Source organism: Paenibacillus antibioticophila (assembly GCF_000455265.1).
GTDB classification, from domain to species: Bacteria; Bacillota; Bacilli; order Paenibacillales; family Paenibacillaceae; genus Fontibacillus; species Fontibacillus antibioticophila.
On sequence record NZ_HG005139.1, the window covers coordinates 200,697 to 221,717 of the forward strand.

The following is a 21,021-nucleotide window of genomic DNA, read 5'->3' on the forward strand; positions in this document are numbered from 1 at the left end:
TCGTGAGTGACGACGATCGAGAAGCAACTTCAGGCTCACCCGCGTAATATGCGGTATGTGCTGACGCTTACGGTGATTATTATTACGCTGTTTGCCTGGTCGCTTGCTGCTGTTAATTTGAAGGATATTAATCAGAGCGGTCTGAACATCGCTCAGAATATTATAACCGGAATTCTGAATCCCGACTTGAACTTGCTCTTGAGCGTCTCAAAACAAAGTGTACTGTATTTGCTGGTGGAGACGATAGCAATTGCATTCTTGGGCACGATTGTAGGGGCGGTCTTATCCGTTCCGCTTGCCTTTCTGGCTGCTTCAAATATTGTACCCAAGCCGGTGGCTTGGCTTACCCGCCTGCTGCTGATCTTCATCCGGACGATTCCGGCTCTCGTGTATGGCTTGATGTTTATCCGTGTCTCCGGTCCGGGGCCTTTCTCGGGCGTGATGACGATAGGGATCACGTCGGTTGGAATGCTATCCAAGCTGTATGTGGACGCGATCGAGGAGTTGGATACCAAGGTGCTCGAATCCATGACCTCGATTGGCTGCACGACCTTTGAAAAGGTACGCTACGGTATCTTGCCGCAATTGATGTCGTTGTTCCTCTCGGTAACGATTTACCGGTTCGATATGAATATGCGCGAAGCATCCATCCTGGGCCTGGTTGGCGCAGGGGGGATCGGTGCGCCGCTGATCTTTGCCATGAACGGGTATAAGTGGAATCAGGTCGGGGCGATTCTGATCGGATTGGTTATTCTGATTCTGATCATCGAGTGGGTGTCCAACAAGCTTCGGACCAAGCTGGTAAAAGGGTGAAAAAAGGGCGGTGTCAGAAAATTTTATTCTGGCGCCGCCCTTTCATATGGATTAGATGAACTTAGTAGACAACCTCCCAATTGTGATTACAAGTCGCCTGGATCACGCCCGCCCGGGAAATGTAATCCGCGAGAATCTCGGTCATATCGGTAGGAATTTCACGAATGACAGGTGCTTCTTTCAGCATGTCGAAATTGCCGCCACCGCCAGCCCGGTAGCTGTTCATGACGACATCGAAGCTTGCCTCCGGATTAAGAGGTGCTCCGTGGCGCTCCAGTCTGACCACCCGGTGTCCGACGGGCTTTGAGATGTCGAGCGTATAGTCGATGCCTTCCCACATATCATAATTGAAATGCTGCGGCTTTGGCTCCAGGTAAGACGGCGCAATGCATAGTCCGTCACCGGTCTCATTCACCTCAAAGTATCGGGCCGTCTGCTCCAGCATGTCCCGGATGTCGCTGCCTCGCATACGGACAACCTTTAACGTATTTGGATAAATGTAGTTGGACACTACATCGCGCATAGTAATTAATTCTCCAAAGCCTCTGGCTTCATTGGTAAAGATGGCAGCCAGAGAGAGCTCGGCCCCGGTCACCTCCATTTGAATCCAATTTATCATTTCCGTAAAGGCATGATCTGCCTGACGGGCTGTAAACGGATCGGGAATGGAGAGATCTCCCTCGGTGCGGCCTATGGGTTGATCAAGCCAATGCTGCGTTTGCCGTTCATCCTCAGCAAATAGAGACAGAAAATCCTCATCGGCCTGATCCGCTTCATCTACAAGAAGCAAAGAGGAGGATTTGCTCGATAGCCGCCATCCCCCTTCTGGAGTCGCCTGAAATTCCAGCTCTACCTTTGCGATCGCTTGTCCGGCACTGCCAGGCTGCGTAATGACTACCCCGTTAATCTCCCCGTCTAACAGGCGGTGTTGGTGGCCGGTGAGCAGGATGTCGACACCCTCGATCGTTTCACATATCGCATAGCCTTGATTTTCGCCGGTTAAGGGCTCGGTTGCTTCACCAGTTATGGGATCGCGTTCGAAGCCCCCGTGATAGCTCAAAATCACCGCATCCGGTTGCTCAGTGTAACGAATCTTGTCTACCCAGTACTTAGCAGCATCAAGCACATCAATAAAGGACAAGCCTCCGATGTGATTTGGTTCCTCCCAATTTGGAATGAAATGAGTGGTAAGCCCCAGCAGGGCGATGCGGACGCCTTGCGGCAGCTCGAAGATCCGATATGGCTTGCCGAATGCAGGCTTGCCATCAGCCTTGTTTACGATGTTAGCAGATAGCCAGGGGCAATCGGAATCGCTGATCGCCTGTCGAAGCAGGTCCTGTCCGTAATTGAACTCGTGATTCCCAAGCACGGCTGCATCATATCCAAGCGCATTCAGCGCTCTGGCTGCAGGGTGCAGACCTTGGCGGTTGAACTTGGCATAGTGATACATCAGCGGCGTTCCTTGGAGCAAGTCTCCGTTATCGATCAGGAGCATATTTGTGCTCCGGCTTCTCTCTTTCTGAATCAGGCGCGACAGCTTGGCAAGGCCAAGCGGTTTATCACCAGGGCCGCGGTAATCGGTCGGATACAGGTGGCCGTGAATATCACTCGTATGCAGAATCGTCAGATTTATAGAATTTATAGATGCCATCAATGGCTGCCTCCCATGCCGATCAGATAAATGTGGAACTTGAATGGAATACAGCTATTATAAACAACTACATCAGCGGCATGGTAAACGCAGTGTTATTTTTGTTAGGATGCCGATGGGAAGAAAAATATATTTCTTTAAATTTTACATAACCTTACTTTTTAGCTAATAATCGCATGCCAAAATAAGGGTGTTAAACTACTCTTAATCTCATGGGAGGGAAATTATGAGCAGAAAGCTGGTTAGGCTTGGAAAGAAAATCGGGAAGAAGTGGCTGCGGATCGGACTTGCTGTATCCTTGGCATTTACGATTCAGTTGGAGCTGGGCGCGATTCTCGCACCTGTGCATGCCGAGGGTCCGAACGATCCCGCACCCTACATTGCTGCCAAAGTGGTAAATGAGAATGCCGGCAAGAAAATTCTTTTTGACAACACTCATGCCCAGACCGCAGGTGCCGCAGACTGGGTGATCGACGGCGGGTTTTCCGATTTTGGACAAGCACTGGCGGCCGACGGATTTGATGTCGCCGAGCTGCGCAAGTCAACACCGATTACCTACAGCGATCTAAGCGGCTATTCTGTATTTGTTATCGCGGAGCCAAACATTCCCTTCAAGCAGAGCGAACAGGTTGCGATGGAGCAATATGTACAAAACGGCGGAAGTATTTTCTTCATCGGTGATCACTATAATGCCGACCGTAACAAGAACCGCTGGGACGGCTCTGAAGCTTTCAACGGGTATCGCAGAGGGGCTTGGGAGGATCCGACTAAGGGCATGAGCACGGAAGAGCGAAACTCGGAGGCCATGCAAGGTGTCGTCAGCTCGGATTGGCTCGCAGACAATTTCGGAGTTCGATTCCGGTATAACGCATTGGGCGACATCACGGCTAATCATATTGTAGAGCCCGATCAAGCGTTCGGAATCACCGAGGGAGTTGACGGAGTTGCGATGCACGCCGGTTCTACGCTAGCGATTACCGATCCGACCAAGGCCAAGGGCATTGTGTATCTCCCACAGACGAATGAGGCATGGGGAAATGCGGTCGATCAGGGCGTATATAACGGCGGCGGCATGGATGAGGGACCTTATGTTGCCGTAGCCAAGGTTGGATTGGGTAAAGCGGCCTTCATCGGTGATTCCTCGCCGGTAGAAGATGCAACGCCAAAATATTTGCGTGAAGAGACAGGAGCTAAAAAGACGACCTATGATGGCTTCAAGGAGCAGGATGATGCCATTTTGTTAGTCAATTTGATGAATTGGCTGGCAGACCAGGAGAGCTATACAAGTCTGGCACAAGTCGATGAGCTTCAATTGGACGAGGCGACAGAGCTGCATTCCTTCGAAGCGCCTGAGGCTTCAACGGAGCCCCAGCCTGAACCATGGTCTGCACCGGCCGCCGGCTATAAATGGTGGGACAGCTCGACCTTCAAGCCGGGCTCCTATGGTGGTGCTGGAGTGAATGCTTCGCCAGTCTACAGCTTTGTCCGCCAATCTGTACTTCCCAATGCAGCAGAGTTCCAGATTCGCGTTCTCATCGAGAACCTGCCTGCCAATTCAACGGTGACCGGCTTTAGTGCAGGGATTTACCTGACGGGAGGAACCCAGGTGGCCATGACGCAAAAAGCGGACGGAACCTGGCCAACCGCTTATGGATACGGGGACACCTTCAGCCTGACTGCTGATAGTCAAGGACGGGCTTATAAGGATTTAACGATGCGCATCAAACCGGGCACCTCTGGGGCGGCCAATCTTCGCTTGCGGCAGAATGGCAATAATCTGTTGACCCAATCCGTGACGCTGGATAATGTGCCTGCCGAACCGTTGCCGGATGGAGGCAGCTCGCTTCCGGAATTGATTACGATTGCGGAAGGAAGAAGCAAGCCGGAAGGAAGTCTGATCACGGTTCAAGGTACTGTAACGACTGAGCCGGGTATCTATGGAGGACAAACCTTCTATCTGCAGGACGCTACCGGCGGAGTCTATGTGTATCAGAGCAGTACGGGATTTCATCAAGGAGATGTGGTCAAGCTTACGGCCTCAACAGCCCTCTATAACACTGAACTCGAATTAACGAGCCCGGTCTTGATCGAAAAGACCGGGACGGCAGATCTGCCGGAGGCAGTCGCGGTCGATACCGTAAATGCTGCCAATCAAGGCCAACTGATCGCACTCCACCAGGTGGAGATCACCAATATCATTACGGCATCTCCATCGGGTTCCTTTGAATTTGATGCGATCAGCGCGAATGGAGTCAGCAACCATGTTCGCGTGGATGCCAGAACGGGTCTGGCACTCGCAGACTTCCCCTATGAAGAGGGACAGATTGTCAATCTTCAAGGTGTATCTTCGATCTTTAGAGACGTATATCAATTGAAGGTGCGGGGGATAAACGATATTTCGCTTGCGCAGGCCCATGTCCCCCCGGCAACCACTGCCGTTCTATCAGAACAGCCGAATTCGAACGGTTGGTTTAACCGGAATGTGGCCCTTACTCTGACGGCTGCGGGTTCGGAGCCGGTATCGACAACCTATCGGTTGAATGAGGGAGCTGAGTCCGTATACTCGGGTCCTGTGGATATCGGCAGGGAAGGGATCAACGTCATTCAATATTACTCTTCTGCAGGCGGTGTGGTTGAAGAGGCGAAGACGATAGAAATCAAGCTGGATAAGACAGCGCCCGCCGTAACGCTGACGCAATCGGGGAACCGAATCGGAGACGTATGGGAGCAGGATATCCTGAAGTTTGAGCTTCGCAGCACGGACGAGCTCTCCGGGGTCATTGCCCGCGAGCTTCTCCTCAACGGCCAGCCAATTGAAGAGGGTCAGACGATCAGCGCCAAGGAGCTGGGAGCAGGAGAGCAGGTCATTGAATACCGCGTAGAGGACGCCGCAGGCAACGTGGCCTCGGACCGGGCCGTATTCCAGGTGAAGCAGCCGCATGCCGCCGCTGCCCCGGGCAAACCTGTACTGTCAGATAATAATGGTTATGATACCGGCCTCCGAGACGGGGATTATAAGGTGACCATGAATTTGTGGTGGGGAAATAACGGGTCGGAATTCAAATTGTATGAAGACGGCGTCTTGATTCAGACCGTCCCATTGACGGAGGCTTCCCCCTCGATGCAGACGGCTTCTGTCGATATTACGGGAAAGGCAAACGGCGTATATACGTATGTCGGCGAATTGGTCAATGCCTGGGGCGCATCGCAGTCGGAGCCCCTTCGCGTAATGGTGACGGATGCTTCACCGGGCAAGCCGGTATTGTCGCATGACAATTGGGACGGAGATGGCAGCTACCAGCTTAGCGCGAGTCTGTGGTGGGGGACGAATGCCACCGAGTACCGTCTCTATGAGAACGGCGTATTGATCGACACCCAGGCTTTGACCAGCGCTTCGCCGGGTATGCAGCGCGCTGTCACTGAGATCCATGACCGGGCGCCGGGCACTTATGAATATTATGCTGAATGGATTAATGCCGCAGGCGTAACCCTTAGCGACCGTATTCAGGTTCGTGTAGGAGCAGGGGGCTTCCTGCCGCAGCACGCCGCTTAAGCAAATTTAACACATGACTTGTGAATGGCCGATCGGACCGGGACAACCCGGAGCCGGTTGGCCTTTCTTTTTTGGTTCTCCACATTTGGTTCTCCATAAGAACAAACTTAAGAAAAACTTTAGATTTACCATCCGTTCTTTTTAAAAAGTTCCTCTTATCCTTAAGGAAGAAGAAAAGGTATGGAGGAAGTACGCATATGAAGAAGTGGTTGATTTCTCTGGTGATCCTGCTGCTCTTGGGGCTTGGGTTTGCGAAGCTGAAAGTGAGCACGCTTGAAGAATGGCATAGAGAGCTGACCGTCCCTGCGGAGCAAAATGATCAGATGCTGGAACCGGAGACTTTTACGAAAGAACTGGGGTTTACGATCGAAGTAAGCAAGTCCATGATCTATGAAGGGGACCTGCTCCTGGTGAACAAGGATTATCCGGTGCCCGAAGGACTCCATCCTGAGACGGAAGCGGTAAGCCTGGTTAAGAATCCTGAGTTGATCGATGGTTTCGGTGTCCTGGATAACAGCATTATGTTATCACCGCGGCTGGTTGAGCATTTTACCGCGATGGTTAAGGCAGCGGGCAAGGAGGGCATTCATCATTTTCTGATCAGCAGCGGGTACCGGGATGAGAGCAAGCAGGACGAGCTGTATCGCGAAATGGGCCCCAAGTGGGCGCTGCCTGCCGGATTCAGCGAGCATAACCTCGGTCTGTCGCTGGACATCGGTTCATCCCAAGGCGAGATGAGCGAAGCGCCTGAAGGACTGTGGCTCAAGAAGCATGCCTGGGAGTACGGCTTTATATTGCGCTATCCCGAAGACAAGACGGACATCACGGGCATTCGGTTCGAGCCCTGGCATTTCCGGTATGTAGGTCAGCCTCATAGTACAATTATGCAGGAAGAAGGCCTGGTTCTCGAACAATATCTTGATGAGTTAAAGAAGCGGAAAAGTATGAGCGCAACAGTAGGGGGGCAAGAATATCGGGTGTTTTATTACCCGGTTTCGGAAGATCAGGTCATCTATATACCCGCACAAGGAAAATATTCACTTTCCGGCAACAATATAGACGGCATCATTGTGACGGTTGCGGAGTAAGCAATACAATCGAGCTTGGGAAGGCAAGGAGATGGTCGCATGAGTATTTCATCCAGAATAATCCATGCCGGGATTCGGCTTATATTTGTTATTTATTTGTTCATGCTGGTGAAGATTATCCTGTTCAAGATGCAGAACGTTGAACCGGGGTTCTTATGGAACCAATTGTATAGCAGCTTGAGCCATCCTGGACTGGTCTATCAGAGACTTCTGACGGGGAATCTGGTGCCGTTTAGAGAAATAACAAGAACGATGGAGCTGATGACGGGCCATAGTCTCTTCAACTTGATTGGCAATGTGGCGATCTTTGTTCCTTTTGGCTTGTTCACCGGAATCATGCTGCAAAAGAATGAGACTCCTGCACGGGCCACTCTAATATATTCTTTTCTGATGAGCCTCTTCCTGGAGTGCGCCCAGCTATTATTGAGAATCGGCCAGTTTGATGTGGACGACTTGCTGCTGAATACCTTTGGAGGGCTTATCGGTTACTTTAGCTTCAGCGTCATAGCTAGGGCAATCAACGGATTACCGAATTTTACGGACATTACATCCTCTTAGAACTAATCTTTGATGACGATGGAAATCTAACGGACATTTTGTACACTTAGCTAATAGATTTGAAGGGGAAAGGGTTGATTAAGCGTTCTAAGTAACGAAAATGTCCGTTAGCGATCAAAATAGTCTGAAAAGGCTTGCTAACAATCCAAAATGTCCGTTAGAGGAGCGGTTGGTATGTTTTGATTCCATCTGCAGGGGAGCTTGCTGTTCTGAGGGTGGGATTGGTGATGACCCAAGATCAGATTATCCATGTGCCTGCTCATGGGTTGGTCATTGAAATCGCAGGCAGTCTCGGTTATGCTGTCCTTGAAAAGGAGACGAAGCTATGAAACCGATTTCGATTCTGATTGCGGACGACGAGGAGGAAATCGCCGACCTGATTGAGCTGCATCTGTCCAAAGAAGGCTATCGCTGTATGAAGGCCTGCGACGGCCAGGAGGCGCTTGATGTGATTCGAACACAGCCCATCGACCTGGCCATCCTGGATATTATGATGCCGAAGATCGATGGCTATGAGGTGACCCGGCAAATTCGCGAGCAGTATCATCTGCCGATCATTTTCCTGAGCGCCAAGACAACCGATCTGGATAAAATCACCGGACTCGTCCGCGGGGCGGATGACTATATGACAAAGCCCTTTAATCCGATGGAGCTGGTAGCAAGAGTAAATGCGCAATTGCGCAGGTTCATTCATTTGAACCCTTCGATGGCTTCAACACCAGACGTATCCGTTCTGGAAGCAGGGGGAGTTCGTCTATTTCCCGAGCAGCGAACGGCTTTCTTGTACGGCGAGCCGATTGAGCTGACACCGAAGGAGTTCGATATATTAATGCTGCTGGCCAGCCATCCGAAGAAGGTGTTTAGCTCGGAGCATATTTTTCAGCAGGTGTGGGGCGAGGCATATTATGAAGGCGGGAATACGGTCATGGTGCACATCCGGACCTTGCGCAAGAAGCTCGGCGAGGACCAGCACAAGAATAAGCTGATCAAAACCGTTTGGGGAGTAGGGTATACATTCAATGGCTAAACCGCTACGAAGCTTCCGTTTCAAAATGATCCAGTTGTTTGGGCTCAGCATGCTGTTGTCAGCATTCACCACCTTTCTCATCTATTTGGGGCTGCAACGCTATTACCATACGCTTTACCGTGAGGATCCGATGTTTGAAGTCCGTCAAATCATGAGGGAGATCGGCGATATCAACGTGTTTCTGATCATCTTCTTTCCGTTGTCCTTCATTTACTTTTTCCTGCTCAGCCGGCGCTATGTCGGCTATTTCCGGGAGATTTCCCGCGGGATCAACCAGCTGGCAGGGGGAGATTTTGCGAGTAATGTCGTCATTCCGTCCAACGACGAGTTCGGGGATATCGCCAGAGACATTAATCTGGCCGGGCAGCAGTTGAGGGAAGCACTTCAGCGAGGCGATTTTGCGGAGAACAGCAAGGAGCAGCTGGTGCTGAATCTGGCTCATGATTTGCGGACGCCGCTCACCTCGGTCATCGGGTATCTGGACTTCATCCTGCAGGGCAAGGACCTGACTGCCGAGCAAATGAAGCATTACTTGACGATTGCTTATACCAAATCACAGCGCCTTGAGCGATTGATCGATGAGCTGTTTGAAATTACGCGGATGAATTACGGGAAGATGAATATGAATCGGCAAACCCTTGATCTGACGGAGCTGCTGACCCAGTTAGCGGAAGAATTAGTTCCTCTGTTTGAGAAGAACGGCCTGACGGCCCGGCTTGAATTCGATTCAGGACTAGTGGCATTCGGGGATGGAGAGCTATTGGCTCGGGTATTTGAAAATATACTGTCCAACGCCGTTCGTTACGGCAGTGATGGTGAATATGTGGATATCGTCGGCCGCTTGGAAGGAGCGGAGATTGTCATTACAGTTACGAATTACGGGAACTCGATACCTGAGGCCGAGCTTTCTCATGTCTTTGAAATGTTCTTCACCGGCGACCGCGCGAGAACGCATAAGGAAGGCAGCACCGGCCTGGGATTGTTCATCGCCAAGAATATCGTGGAACAGCATGGAGGCTCTATCTCTGTCCATAGCGATGTGATCCGCACGGATTTTGAGGTGCGCTTGCCAACGCAATAAATTATGTACATTAAGCCGCGGCGGATCCTTGCCGATAAATAACTATAGCTGAAATGACACGGAGGATCCGTTGAACCTTGAGAAAAATACTGAAAACTGCATCCATGATCACCCTGCCGTTTGCTCTGCTGATACTTGCTTATTTAGGCGCTGACCGTACACAATGGTTAACTGAGCCTCAACTAGACTTGTTAGGCATGGCACCCTACCCTATCTTTCTGATTGGCGGTGTGCTTGCCTGGAAGTTTAATCGCAGCAGGGAGTTCTTTCTTCTCCTTGTTTTTGCTTTGACGCTAGCTCTGCTGCAATACTCGCCTCAGGCTGGCGCAGTAATGGGAAAGGTCCTGTTAGAGGACCTGCTCCTTCTTATTAGCCTGATTCTTCCGGCAAACATTCTGATCTTCTCCTTCTTTAAAGAGAGAGGGATTTTTAGTATGTGGGGAATGACTCGAGTAGGCGTTATAGCGGCCCAGGCCGCGGCAGCCGTATGGCTGATGAAGCCGGAGCAGCAGTCTCTGCTCCATCAATGGCGGAAGGATCTGCTTCCTTTTTCACTGGAAAAATACACCTCCATGTCTCAAGCTGCGCTCTTCCTGGTTCTGTTGGCGGCCATTCGTCTTATATACAGACAAATTAGCCGGCCATCATCACAGGATGTTTCGTTCCTGGCCGTGCTGCTAGGGATGGGATTTGCGCTGCATCAGGCCTATGATCCGCTTCTGATCGCCGTGTTCTGGGCTGTTTCGGGTATCATTTTAATCAGTTCAATTATTCAGGATAGCTACTCGATGGCATTCTCGGATGAGCTGACAGGCCTTCCATCCAGACGGGCATTGAAGCAGGACATGCTCAAGCTTGGAATGAATTATACTATAGCCATGCTGGATATCGATTTTTTCAAAAAATTCAACGATAAATACGGCCATGATACAGGAGATGACGTGCTGAAGCTGGTAGCTTCCATTTTGAGGGAGGTAACCGGGGGAGGCAAGGCTTTCCGTTACGGGGGCGAGGAATTTACAATTCTGTTCCCGGGCAGAAGCGTGGCTGAGGTGATGCCTCACCTGGAGCAGCTGCGCGAGAAGGTGGCTGGGCGAGGCTTTACACTTCGCGGAAAGGGCCGTCGAAAAGGAAAAGGCAGAAGCCGGTCGAAATCAGGAAGCACCAGAGCCGGTGGAACGATACATATCACGATCAGTATTGGCATTGCACAGAAGAACGAGAAGAATAAAACACCGGATGCGGTTATGAAGGCAGCGGATACCGCTTTGTACCGGGCTAAGAAAAAGGGACGAAATTGTGTCAGTAAGTAAGGTATATAGAAATGAGGCGATTTGCATGAAAATCCCCTGGATCAAGCTCAAGGAATACCTTGACCATGAGGATTACGAGCTGATTAGCCATCTTCAGGAGCTATGTGTGCGAAAGGATGGAATTACATTAAAGCTTGAGCTGGATTACAAGCTAGGAGCAACTGTGGAGTCAACCGGAATGATCGGTCTGAAGCAAATGAATGAATTTATGTATTTTACCGGACAACAGCTGGTTGGATATATGGGGATCAGTCAATTTGGCGGAAAGGGCTCACCGATGGAGATCACAGGTATGGTGCATCCCGAATTCAGAAGGCAAGGAATCTTCACTCAGCTGTATGCGTTGGTGACAGCCGAACGGAAGCGAAGAAATGCCGGGGGTATGCTTATGCTATGCGACAGAACATCGTTATCGGGACAGTCCTTCGTGAAAAAAGACGGGTGCGGCATACAGACATTCGGAATATGAAATGGTTTTGCGGGAAGAACGCAGGGAACAGCAAATAGAGCAGGGAGAACGGGGAGACCGACTCGTCTTCCGCAAGGCGGATAATGCTGATGCCGAAGAGATCGCAAGGCAGAACGCTATCTATTTTGGGGAAGCAGGCGACACTCTTCTCCCGGAAGAGGAAGAGAAACGCGGGATGATGATTTATCTCGCGGAAAAAGCAGGAGCAACCATTGGCAAGTTTCACTTGCAAATGAGCTCGGGTGCTGGAGGGATTTTCGGGTTAGGCGTACTACCGGAGCATCAAGGACAAGGCTTTGGTCGGGAACTTCTGCTTCAGGCCGTTGAAAAGCTGCAGGAGGCTAAGATGAAAGATATCTTCCTCCAGGTAGCTGCCGATAACGCGAGAGCCCTCCAGCTGTACAAATCATGCGGCTTTCAGGAAACCTCGATCATGGATTATTTTGAGGCGGCCCCATAGTCGGTAGAGTCAAGAGCAAATTCAACCGGACGGCAGTTCACCTCTTTTCCTGTCTGGGCATATGCTGAGTTAGCATACCAAGAAGGGAAGAAGCGACGTGTATGATATTTCGGAAACAGGCAGCAATCAATCCGTGCTTGCAGCCATCCTATCGGGAATCCAAAGAGAGGCTTCGGATTTGGAGTTCTGCAGCCGTCTGGCGGACGCAGCGCCAACACAAGAGCACCGGAGCAATATTATGCGAGTGCTGGAGAGTAAACGGCCTCGGCTGCAGCAATTTTCCAATCTTTATGCTGCAATGACGGGCAACTCTCCTGCTTACCGATTTGCTCCAACTGCATTTTCCAGTTATGCGGAAGGCTTACGAATAGCCTATCAAGCAGGCTTGGAGGAATATGAAGAATATAGGACACACAGCCAGTTGGCAGGGCCTCCTATATTGCAGCAGATGTTTATGGATGCATTCAGAGACGCCTACGAAAATATCGCGCAATTTGATGAATTAAATCGGAACGTATCCAGGGATGCCGGCCCCAATCCATTTGTCGTGAATATAGAAAAGGTTACCGAGCAGAACGACACTTACCGCACGGCAATATGGACAGGGGAACATCTGCAGGTGACCGTGATGAGTATCGGTGTCGGTGATGATATAGGATTAGAAGTCCATCCTACGACGGATCAATTTATTCGGATCGAAGAAGGCCAAGGACTTGTGCAAATGGGAGACAGCAAGGACCGACTGGATTTTGAAGCAAGGGCCCGTGAGGATTATGCCGTGATGGTCCCCGCCGGGAAATGGCACAATATCACCAATATCGGCAATGAGCCGCTTAAAATCTATACCATTTATGCGCCGCCGCATCATCCGCACGGTACAGTTCATCTGACAAAAGCCGCTGCAATAGCCGCTGAAGGATAGCAGCCAGCGAATGGTTGCCCGAAATAGCCGCTTCTTCACAGAAGGGGCTATTTGTCATAAACTACACTTATCTATAAAAAGCCTGGCTATACGCTTGGCAGGCTTATTAGAAAGGAACGTTGAAATGACCAAGCAGATCTACTATGACTCGGCTTATTTGCAGGAATGGCAGACTACGATCCGCAAGGTAGTGGAAAGAGCGGAAGGCGTGTATCTTCTATTGGAAGAAACGGCGTTTTATCCCGAGGGAGGCGGGCAGCCCTGGGATAAAGGAACCATCGGCGGGATGAATGTGCTTGAAGTGGCGATGGAAGGAGAGCAAATCCTGCATAAGGTGGACAGGTTATCCTTGGCAGAGCCGGAGACGACCGTCATATGCCGGCTGGATTGGGCCAGAAGATTTGATCATATGCAGCAGCATAGCGGACAGCATCTGCTGTCGGCGGTATGTCTGCAAGCTCTGGAAGCGCCAACGTTAAGCTTTCATCTAGGTGAAGAATATGCCACGATTGACATTAGACTAGACGAGCTTTCCTGGGAGCGGATGGAGATGCTTGAGCGGGAGGTCAACCGGCATATTTACTTGAATCATGCCATTTCAAGCTATTTCGTCACGGCGGAGGAAGCCGCGGAGCTGCCTTTGGTCAAAGCGCCGAAGGTGACCAGCGGGATCCGGATCGTGGAGATGCAGGACGTGGAATATAATGCCTGCGGCGGAACCCATGTCTCTTCCACGGGCGAAATCGGTATGATCAAGCTGCTGAAGGCGGAGCGGCAAAAGGGTAACATCCGGATTTATTTCCTGTGCGGTTATCGGGCACTTCGGGAGTTTAATGAGGTTCAACGGACACTGAATGCGCTGGCGCTAAAATTCAATACAGGCAGAGCCGATATTTTAAGCCGTATTGAGAAGTGGGAACAGGAGCATAAGCAGCTGCAACACGACCTGAGCACTCAAAAGGAAATCAACGACGGATATTTGCTGCGGGAGCTTCTATCCGGTTCCACTGGCGGAGTAGTGGCTTACGAGTTTGAGGACAGGAGCCTAAAGGATTTGCAGCAGCTTGCCACGAGACTGGCCGCGGAGACCGCTCTTCCCGTCTTGTTACTGGCAGCAGGGGAGAACAAGGTGGTCTTGGCACAGGAAGCAAGCGAGGGCTTCTCTTGCGGAGCGTTCTTTAAAGAGAACCTAAGCCCCTACAACGGCAAGGGCGGCGGCAATGAAAAAATGGCGCAGGCAGGCTTTGGCAGCCTGGAGGAAGCCTCCGCTTTTTACGAATATGCGAAGCAGGTTTTGTCCGATCGCTGACATTTCAAGACGGTTCTATACGAATGCATACTTCCACAAACGGCAGTAAAGCTTAAGAGAGACAACACACTACTGTTTTGGGAGGATTTTAATCATGCTACTTGCGGCACATGAAGTACAGGATCTTAACGAGCTAACACTAAGCTGTGTCAATTCCATTACGAATATGGCCTGTTTCAAGACCCAAGTTCAAGATCCGGAATTACTGGCCCTGTTGGAGCAGCATTTTCCGCTGCATATTCAAGATTATAATATTAAGGTCGAATATTTGAGCAAAGCGGAAGGGGCCACGTCCAAATTACCGATACCTGATCTACGGCCTGTTCTGTCATCCTATACGCAGGCTTCTGCAGCGGCCGTGCCAGTTACTCCGAGAACCACGGTTCAACAATTTAACGATCGTGAAATTGCGACGGCTTATTTACTGACGCTGAAGCGGGCTGGCCGGGAATATGCCTGGGCGGCTATGGAAATGAGCCATCCTGAAATCCGGAGCTTTCTGGAAGATGCATTCTGCATGAGTTGCCGCCATGCCTATGATATCTGGCAATGGATGGTGAGCAAGGGCTATTATCCGTTGGAACCAGCTTCTCCGGCTACTCAAGCCGTGCTTGGGAGCTTTTACCATGAGGTCCAGGAAAGCCTGATTCCTCAATGAGCAGGACGCAGTATCCGGACGGATCAAGAGGAGGCCATGATATGCAGGAGGATATGCGTTACGGAAGCGATTATCACGTGATACCGGCCGTATCGATCAAGAGCGGAACCGGAGTGGAGGTGCTTAAGGACGTCTATTGCTACACCGATCAGATTGTAAACCTTGTCCTGTTCGGCGAGCCGGGTCGAGGGTCGTTTGTGTTGGTGGATGCAGGAATGCCGGGCTCGGCGAAGGAGATCATTTCGGTCGCCGAAGCTCGCTTCGGGGCCGGTTGCCGACCGGAGGCGATCCTGCTTACGCATGGCCACTTTGATCATGTCGGATCGCTCATTGAACTCGTGGAGCACTGGGAGGTCCCGGTCTATGTCCATCCGGCCGAGCTGCCTTATCTCGACGGAACTCAAAGCTATCCGGAACCGGATCCAACCGTCGAAGGGGGATGGATTGCGAAAATGTCGCCGATATTCCCGAATGAACCGATCGATCTTGGCGATCGGCTTCGTCTGCTGCCTGCGGACGGCTTGGTTCCCTACATGGAAGGCTTTCGCTGGGTCCATACGCCGGGCCACTCGCCGGGGCACATCTCCCTGTTCAGAGCAGAGGATCGGGCTTTAATTGCAGGGGATGCTTTTGTTACGGTCAGGCAGGACGAGCTGTACAAGGTGCTGACCCAAAAACTGGAGATATGCGGCCCGCCGAGATACCTGACTACCGATTGGGCGGCTGCGAAGGAATCCGTAAATAAGCTGGCGGAATTGAACTCGGCTGTAGCTATTACCGGGCATGGTGTTCCTGTATCGGGAAGCGAACTGTCGGAAGGCTTGCAACGGCTGGCGGCAGAATTTGATCGGCTGGCCGTTCCCGATTACGGCAAATATGTGAATTAACCTCATAATCAAAGCTAAAGAATGCCTGCTTCTGCAAGAGTGACCGGAAAGGTATATAATGGACTAGGAATGCAAATCAACTTGCTGAAGGAGGAAATTCAATGGAGTATAGAAAATTAGGCCGGACAGGCCTGAAGGTCAGCGAAATCAGCCTGGGAAGTTGGCTTACATACGGCGGATATGTGGAGAAAGAAAATGCCGTCCGTTCCATCGAAACCGCCTATGATCTCGGAATTAACTTTTTTGATACCGCCAATGTTTATGAAAAAGGCGCAGCAGAGGAGCTTGTAGGAGAAGCCTTGAAGGCCTATCCTAGAGAATCGTATGTGCTCGCTACGAAAGCTTTCTGGCCGATGGGCGATGGACCGAATGACCGTGGCTTATCCCGCAAGCATGTCATGGAGCAAGTCCACGCCAGCCTGAAGCGTCTGGGCCATGATTATGTTGATATCTTCTATTGTCACCGCCATGATCCCGAGACGCCTCTGGATGAAACGCTTCGCACGATTGATGATCTGGTCCGTCAGGGCAAGGTGCTCTATGTAGGGGTCAGCGAATGGCAAGCCTCCCAGATCGCCGAGGCGCTTACGGTCGCGGATCGTTATTTGCTCGACCGAATCGTTGTTAACCAACCGATCTACAACATGTTCCAGCGCTACATCGAACAGGAAGTGATGCCGCTCAGCGAGCGCCACGGAATTGGCCAGGTCGTATTCTCGCCGCTGGCGCAAGGCCTACTGACAGGCAAGTACACTTCCGCCACCGACCTTCCAGCGGACAGCCGGGCTGCGAAGCTGGATGGGATGCGTAAAGGAATTACGGAAGAGAAGATTGCCAAGGTCCGGGAGCTTGAGAAGGTTGCGGCTGAACTGGGCTTGTCCGTTGGCAACCTCGCACTCGCCTGGATTTTGCGCAAGCCGATCGTGGCAAGCGCTCTGGTTGGCGCAAGCCGGCCTGAACAGGTAATCGAGAACGTGAAGGCATCGGGTGTGAAATTAAGCGAAGATGTGCTGGCGCGGATTGAAGAAATATTGCGACTGTGACTAAAGTTTCACTCCCGGATTTGCTTCGATTTTGTAATTGTTCATTCTACAATGGGAGTATACATTTTGATACAGGGTGGTGTCTTTCTTGAGTGTGAATAGGGAGGATTTGAAAGAACTAATTGACGGCATTCATGATCAAGATGCAGAAGAAGTGTATGATTTCATTAAATATCTGCAAATGAAACGTGAACAAAAGGAACTTAAGGAACTTAAGGAACTTGAACGTATAAGTGAAACGAGCATGGATTTCTGGAACAATCCGGTGGATGACGAGGTATGGAATGAGGTATAGGGCCGGAGAAAATGAATGAGATACGTGCGATGATAAGCAAATTGCTACCTAACCAAGCCTACTACAAGACCCCTGAGCCAATAAGGATCAGGGGTCTTGTAGTAGTGAACAGTCCTATTATATAAGTTGAACTACAAAACTACATAGAATAGGACATAAGTGTTAAGTGTGCTGAAGAAGCTTTAGCGTTCGCCTTTGTGAGTGGATTTCTACCTTCAAATGGCTTAGTTCAGTCAGAGAAATCCGGGAACAACAGCGATCGTAAGAACACTTCACACGTTGCCCCCAGCAGCCATATTTTTAGTTCAACTTATATAATATCTTTATTATACGACTTCCATCTTCTGTGCGCTGTACAGTCGGTGGTACAAACCTTGCTTCGCCATCAGCTCGTCATGCGAGCCTGATTCGGCGATGCCTTTGTCCGATACGTACATGATTCGGTCGCAGTTTCTGACGGTAGACAGACGGTGCGCAATGATGAACGAGGTGCGTCCTTTGAGCAGCTCGTTCAGACCTTGCTGCAACAGGCGTTCTGTCTTGGCATCGATGGACGAGGTCGCTTCGTCCAGGATCAGAATCTTCGGATCGGCAAGCAATGTCCGGGCGAAGGAGATCAACTGGCGTTGGCCCTGCGATAGCTTGGAGCCGCGTTCGTTCACTTCGGTCAAGTAGCCGTCCTCGAATTCTCGAATAAATTCGTCCGCACACACGGTCTTCGCGGCAGCAATAATCTCTTCTTCCGTGGCATCCAGACGTCCGTAGCGGATATTGTCCAGGATCGTTCCCGAGAAAATAAAGCTATCTTGAAGCATAATACCCATCTGGCTGCGAAGCGACTTCAAGGTAACTTGGGAGATGTCCTGCCCATCGATCAGAATCTTGCCGCCGGTCAGATTATAGAAGCGGGAGATCAAATTGACGACAGTCGTCTTGCCTGCTCCGGTAGGGCCGACAAGGGCAATGCTCTCGCCGGGCTTGATATCGAAGTTCAGGTTTTCCAGTACGTTAATCCCAGGGTCATAACCAAAGGTCACATTGTCAAAGGTGACTCTGCCTTGTACGGGCGGCAGTTCTTTGGCGTCAGGCACATCGCTGACCGTTACCGGCTCATCCAGGGTTTCAAATATACGCTCCAGATAGGCAACGGCATTAATGAAGCTATTGTACAGGTTAGACAGGTTAAGAATAGGCTGCCAGAACCGGAAGGCATAGCTGCTCATTGCGAGAATAACCCCAAAGGTAACATCCTGCGGACTGAGGGCCAGAAGCCCAACCAGATAGAGCAAGGCGGACACGATGGTTGCCAGGTTATCCACCGAGAATGGAATCAAGGCGTTGTAGCGCAATGCTCTCATCCACTCTGTACGGAAATTGGTTGCCAGTCGGGTAAAGATACCTTCATTATGCTGCTCCCGGGAGAAAATTTGTGTCACCCGGATACCGCTGATGCTCTCCTGCAGATATGCGTTCAGGTTCGAGCTTTTGTTCGATACGGCCTGCCAAGCCCGGCGCTGCTTGTTCTTGATAAGCAGCATAATGCCGAGGAAGACGGGAAGTCCGGCAAGAATGACGAAGGAGAGCCTTACGTCGACGGCGAACATAAATGCCGCGATAAAGATTAGGTTAAGCATTTCAAGAATAAAGTTGATAATTCCGTTCGACAGCACATCGGACACCGAGTTAACGTAGTTGACTACCCGGATCAGGATTTTACCTTGCGGACGATCGTCATAATATTTGAACGGCAGCTCTTGCAGGTGCTTGAACAGATCCGTCCGGATATCAAAGATAATGTCCTGTCCGACACGGGTCATAATCCGGGAGCGGATCGTCGCAAGATACACGCTGACAACAATGGTCGCGAGCATCAATGCAGACCAGCCGAACAGCGATCCTACAGACTTTGCCGGAATGGTTACGTCGACTACGTGCTGCATGATAAGCGGCGCAGACAATGCGATCGCCGCGGACAGAGCACTCAAAATGAAGGCGATAATCATCGGTTTTTTCTGTTTTTTAATATAGATCATGGCCCGGCGAAAGTGCCGTATATCAAATGGTGACTCCAGATTTTCGTCGATGTCGAATTTATTTCGTGCCACTTCCGGTCACCTGCCTTCCGATTCCTTCGTTTTGAAGCATGAATACATCATAGTAGTATCCGCGCTTGGCCAGCAGCTCCTTATGTGAGCCTTCCTCGACTAGACGACCATTGTCCAAGATCAGGATGCGGTCAGCTTGCGCTGTTGTGGATACGCGCTGAGCAATAATAATTTTGGTGCAAGGATAATCCAGCTCACGCAGACTCTTCTGAATATGCTCCTCTGTCTCCAGATCGACTGCCGAGGTCGTATCGTCGAGGATCAGAATCGGACGATGAACGGCAAGCGCCCGGGCAAGAGCAATCCGCTGCTTCTGTCCGCCGGACAGGCCCACGCCGCGTTCCCCGACAATCGTATCGTAGCCATCAGGCATTTTGAGAATAAAGTCATGGGCGGCCGCAAGACGAGCATTATGAACCGTATCCTCTTCGGATAAATCCGGGTTCCCGAATGCGATATTCCCGTCAATGGTATCGGAGAAGAGCAGTACATCCTGGGTCGCAATCCCGATATTTCCACGCAATTCATCGAGCTCCAGCTTGCGGACATCCTTGCCGTCAACCTGCACCGTCCCCTCTGAAACATCGTAGAAGCGCGGGATCAGGTTGATCAGCGTGGTTTTGCCTGAACCGGTCGACCCCATTATAGCGATAGTCTCGCCAGGATTAATCGTGAAGCTGACATCATGGAGCACCTCAATCCCGTCATACTTGAAGCTTACATGATCAAATTGAATGCGGCCCTCATAACGGCGCATCTCCGTCAGCTTATGCTCGTTGACGATATCGGGCTTGGCATAATAGACCTCGATAATTTTGCTCAAGCTGGCGAAAAACCGTTGGAAGTCATTGATTATAATCCCGATATTACGCATCGGGTTGGAAATGGCCCACACCAAAGAGGAGAAGGCTGCGAATTCCCCGAAGGTAATTCGGCCGTTCATGACGAACAGACCGCCTACGAACAACAGTGTCACGCCAAAGGCTTGCGCAAAGGTTTCCAGATAAGGAAAGTAATCAAGCCAGACGAGAGCTGCCTTTTTATTCGCTTGAGAATAGTTGATGTTTTTCTCGGTGAATTTCTCCACTTCGTAATCCTCGCGGGCAAAGGCTTTAACCACCCGATTTCCCGCAATGTTCTCCTGAGTTGTCGTATTCAACTGCGAGAGTCTTTCCCGCAGGTCTACATACATTGGACGAACCTTCTTGGCGAATAGGAAGGCTACCGCAAAGATAGCAGGCGACAGAATCAGCAGCCATAAGGTCAGTTGCACATCAATCGAAAAAAAGTAAATGACGGCTACAAGGAAAATTGTGAGCGATTCAATGATCGTCTTGATAATCCATGATAAGGAGTGCCGCACCATGTCGAGATCCCCGGTCATCTTTGTCATAAGATCTCCGGTTCGATTGTGATCGTAATAATGCATGTCCTGACCTTGAATCTTGTTGTACAGATAAATTCTCACATCGTAAAGCATGTTCTGTGAAGCGCGTTCATATTGCATCGTCGTAACATAAGCCAACCCCGTTCTTAACAGGGTAAAGCCGATCATAGCCAGACAGAGCGTAATGAGCAAGCCCCGCTTATCTGTCAGGTTCTGAATTGCATTGTCGCCCGAAATAAACGTGTCGACAATTTGCTGGCCTATGTAGGGGTTCGCAATCATTAGAGAGGAGCCCACTACCGAGAGGCAAAGCGCGAGAATATACCGTGCCCGGTTACCCTCAAGATTTTGCCATAGCCATTTTAGTTCGAACATTCCATCACCCGCTTTGGTTTGTTTTGA

Annotated in this window: 19 protein-coding genes; 16 read left to right on the plus strand and 3 right to left on the minus strand. The window is 50.6% G+C overall.

Annotated features, from left to right (window positions below; all coding sequences use genetic code 11):
- The first annotated feature begins 6 nt into the window (after positions 1-6).
- Positions 7-813: a phosphonate ABC transporter, permease protein PhnE gene (gene phnE, locus TX85_RS00900; protein ID WP_044477267.1), complete on the plus strand. Its 807-nt coding sequence runs from the start codon at positions 7-9 to the stop codon at positions 811-813.
- Between the two features lie 61 nt (positions 814-874).
- Here phnE and TX85_RS00905 read toward each other — a convergent pair whose 3' ends face one another.
- Positions 875-2,464, minus strand: coding sequence for a bifunctional metallophosphatase/5'-nucleotidase (locus TX85_RS00905; RefSeq protein WP_044477268.1), 1,590 nt, complete (start codon positions 2,462-2,464; stop codon positions 875-877).
- Positions 2,465-2,690: 226 nt separating this feature from the next.
- On the opposite strand from TX85_RS00905, the gene TX85_RS00910 reads away from it, so the two are divergent.
- The 15 genes from TX85_RS00910 (at position 2,691) to TX85_RS00970 (ending at position 17,127) form a co-directional block, all read left to right on the plus strand.
- A complete protein-coding gene (locus TX85_RS00910; protein WP_044477269.1) occupies positions 2,691-6,017 on the plus strand; it encodes a chitinase N-terminal domain-containing protein in 3,327 nt (1,108 codons plus the stop codon).
- A gap of 197 nt (positions 6,018-6,214) precedes the next feature.
- Positions 6,215-7,105 carry a D-Ala-D-Ala carboxypeptidase VanY gene (locus TX85_RS00915; protein ID WP_044477270.1) on the plus strand — a complete coding sequence of 297 codons (891 nt, stop codon included), beginning with the start codon at positions 6,215-6,217 and terminating at the stop codon, positions 7,103-7,105.
- Positions 7,106-7,144: 39 nt separating this feature from the next.
- Positions 7,145-7,663, plus strand: coding sequence for a VanZ family protein (locus TX85_RS00920; protein WP_044477271.1), 519 nt, complete (start codon positions 7,145-7,147; stop codon positions 7,661-7,663).
- 179 nt (positions 7,664-7,842) lie between these two features.
- Positions 7,843-7,992 (plus strand): hypothetical protein, encoded by a 150-nt coding sequence (locus tag TX85_RS27165; protein ID WP_222860693.1) that lies wholly within the window; start codon positions 7,843-7,845, stop codon positions 7,990-7,992.
- Entirely contained in the window at positions 7,989-8,690 is a 702-nt protein-coding gene (locus tag TX85_RS00925; RefSeq protein ID WP_044477272.1) for a response regulator transcription factor, read from the plus strand. The genes TX85_RS27165 and TX85_RS00925 overlap by 4 nt, the downstream gene beginning before the upstream one ends.
- Positions 8,683-9,771 carry a sensor histidine kinase gene (locus TX85_RS00930; RefSeq protein ID WP_044477273.1) on the plus strand — a complete coding sequence of 363 codons (1,089 nt, stop codon included), beginning with the start codon at positions 8,683-8,685 and terminating at the stop codon, positions 9,769-9,771. The genes TX85_RS00925 and TX85_RS00930 overlap by 8 nt, the downstream gene beginning before the upstream one ends.
- A gap of 77 nt (positions 9,772-9,848) precedes the next feature.
- Complete coding sequence (locus tag TX85_RS00935; protein WP_049894744.1) at positions 9,849-11,084, plus strand: GGDEF domain-containing protein; 1,236 nt, start codon at positions 9,849-9,851, stop codon at positions 11,082-11,084.
- Positions 11,085-11,109: 25 nt separating this feature from the next.
- Positions 11,110-11,553 carry a GNAT family N-acetyltransferase gene (locus TX85_RS26960; protein WP_199558815.1) on the plus strand — a complete coding sequence of 148 codons (444 nt, stop codon included), beginning with the start codon at positions 11,110-11,112 and terminating at the stop codon, positions 11,551-11,553.
- A gap of 1 nt (position 11,554) precedes the next feature.
- Entirely contained in the window at positions 11,555-12,013 is a 459-nt protein-coding gene (locus TX85_RS26965) for a GNAT family N-acetyltransferase (RefSeq protein WP_199558816.1), read from the plus strand.
- Positions 12,014-12,110: 97 nt separating this feature from the next.
- A complete protein-coding gene (locus TX85_RS00945) occupies positions 12,111-12,935 on the plus strand; it encodes a cupin domain-containing protein (protein ID WP_044477274.1) in 825 nt (274 codons plus the stop codon).
- A 124-nt stretch (positions 12,936-13,059) separates the two neighbouring features.
- Entirely contained in the window at positions 13,060-14,244 is a 1,185-nt protein-coding gene (locus TX85_RS00950; protein WP_044477275.1) for an alanyl-tRNA editing protein, read from the plus strand.
- A gap of 94 nt (positions 14,245-14,338) precedes the next feature.
- Entirely contained in the window at positions 14,339-14,902 is a 564-nt protein-coding gene (locus TX85_RS00955) for a spore coat protein (RefSeq protein ID WP_044477276.1), read from the plus strand.
- A 41-nt stretch (positions 14,903-14,943) separates the two neighbouring features.
- Positions 14,944-15,789, plus strand: coding sequence for an MBL fold metallo-hydrolase (locus TX85_RS00960; protein WP_044477277.1), 846 nt, complete (start codon positions 14,944-14,946; stop codon positions 15,787-15,789).
- A 101-nt stretch (positions 15,790-15,890) separates the two neighbouring features.
- On the plus strand, positions 15,891-16,832 hold the full coding sequence (locus TX85_RS00965) for an aldo/keto reductase family protein (protein WP_044477278.1): 942 nt from the start codon (positions 15,891-15,893) through the stop codon (positions 16,830-16,832).
- A gap of 94 nt (positions 16,833-16,926) precedes the next feature.
- Positions 16,927-17,127 carry a DUF2281 domain-containing protein gene (locus TX85_RS00970; protein ID WP_233500718.1) on the plus strand — a complete coding sequence of 67 codons (201 nt, stop codon included), beginning with the start codon at positions 16,927-16,929 and terminating at the stop codon, positions 17,125-17,127.
- A 326-nt stretch (positions 17,128-17,453) separates the two neighbouring features.
- Here TX85_RS00970 and TX85_RS00975 read toward each other — a convergent pair whose 3' ends face one another.
- Positions 17,454-19,232 carry an ABC transporter ATP-binding protein gene (locus tag TX85_RS00975; protein WP_044477280.1) on the minus strand — a complete coding sequence of 593 codons (1,779 nt, stop codon included), beginning with the start codon at positions 19,230-19,232 and terminating at the stop codon, positions 17,454-17,456.
- Entirely contained in the window at positions 19,219-20,994 is a 1,776-nt protein-coding gene (locus TX85_RS00980) for an ABC transporter ATP-binding protein (protein WP_044477281.1), read from the minus strand. Before TX85_RS00980 ends, TX85_RS00975 begins: the two co-directional genes overlap by 14 nt.
- Positions 20,995-21,021 lie beyond the last annotated feature (27 nt).

What these genes read in the sequence shown, in the direction of transcription:
- TX85_RS00905 (WP_044477268.1), bottom strand. Translation starts at nt 2,464, where the DNA reads ATGGCATCTATAAATTCTATAAATCTGACGATTCTGCATACGAGTGAT.
- TX85_RS00910 (WP_044477269.1), top strand. Translation starts at nt 2,691, where the DNA reads ATGAGCAGAAAGCTGGTTAGGCTTGGAAAGAAAATCGGGAAGAAGTGG.
- TX85_RS00915 (WP_044477270.1), top strand. Translation starts at nt 6,215, where the DNA reads ATGAAGAAGTGGTTGATTTCTCTGGTGATCCTGCTGCTCTTGGGGCTT.
- TX85_RS00920 (WP_044477271.1), top strand. Translation starts at nt 7,145, where the DNA reads ATGAGTATTTCATCCAGAATAATCCATGCCGGGATTCGGCTTATATTT.
- TX85_RS00925 (WP_044477272.1), top strand. Translation starts at nt 7,989, where the DNA reads ATGAAACCGATTTCGATTCTGATTGCGGACGACGAGGAGGAAATCGCC.
- TX85_RS00930 (WP_044477273.1), top strand. Translation starts at nt 8,683, where the DNA reads ATGGCTAAACCGCTACGAAGCTTCCGTTTCAAAATGATCCAGTTGTTT.
- TX85_RS26960 (WP_199558815.1), top strand. Translation starts at nt 11,110, where the DNA reads ATGAAAATCCCCTGGATCAAGCTCAAGGAATACCTTGACCATGAGGAT.
- TX85_RS26965 (WP_199558816.1), top strand. Translation starts at nt 11,555, where the DNA reads ATGGTTTTGCGGGAAGAACGCAGGGAACAGCAAATAGAGCAGGGAGAA.
- TX85_RS00950 (WP_044477275.1), top strand. Translation starts at nt 13,060, where the DNA reads ATGACCAAGCAGATCTACTATGACTCGGCTTATTTGCAGGAATGGCAG.
- TX85_RS00955 (WP_044477276.1), top strand. Translation starts at nt 14,339, where the DNA reads ATGCTACTTGCGGCACATGAAGTACAGGATCTTAACGAGCTAACACTA.
- TX85_RS00960 (WP_044477277.1), top strand. Translation starts at nt 14,944, where the DNA reads ATGCAGGAGGATATGCGTTACGGAAGCGATTATCACGTGATACCGGCC.
- TX85_RS00965 (WP_044477278.1), top strand. Translation starts at nt 15,891, where the DNA reads ATGGAGTATAGAAAATTAGGCCGGACAGGCCTGAAGGTCAGCGAAATC.
- TX85_RS00980 (WP_044477281.1), bottom strand. Translation starts at nt 20,994, where the DNA reads ATGTTCGAACTAAAATGGCTATGGCAAAATCTTGAGGGTAACCGGGCA.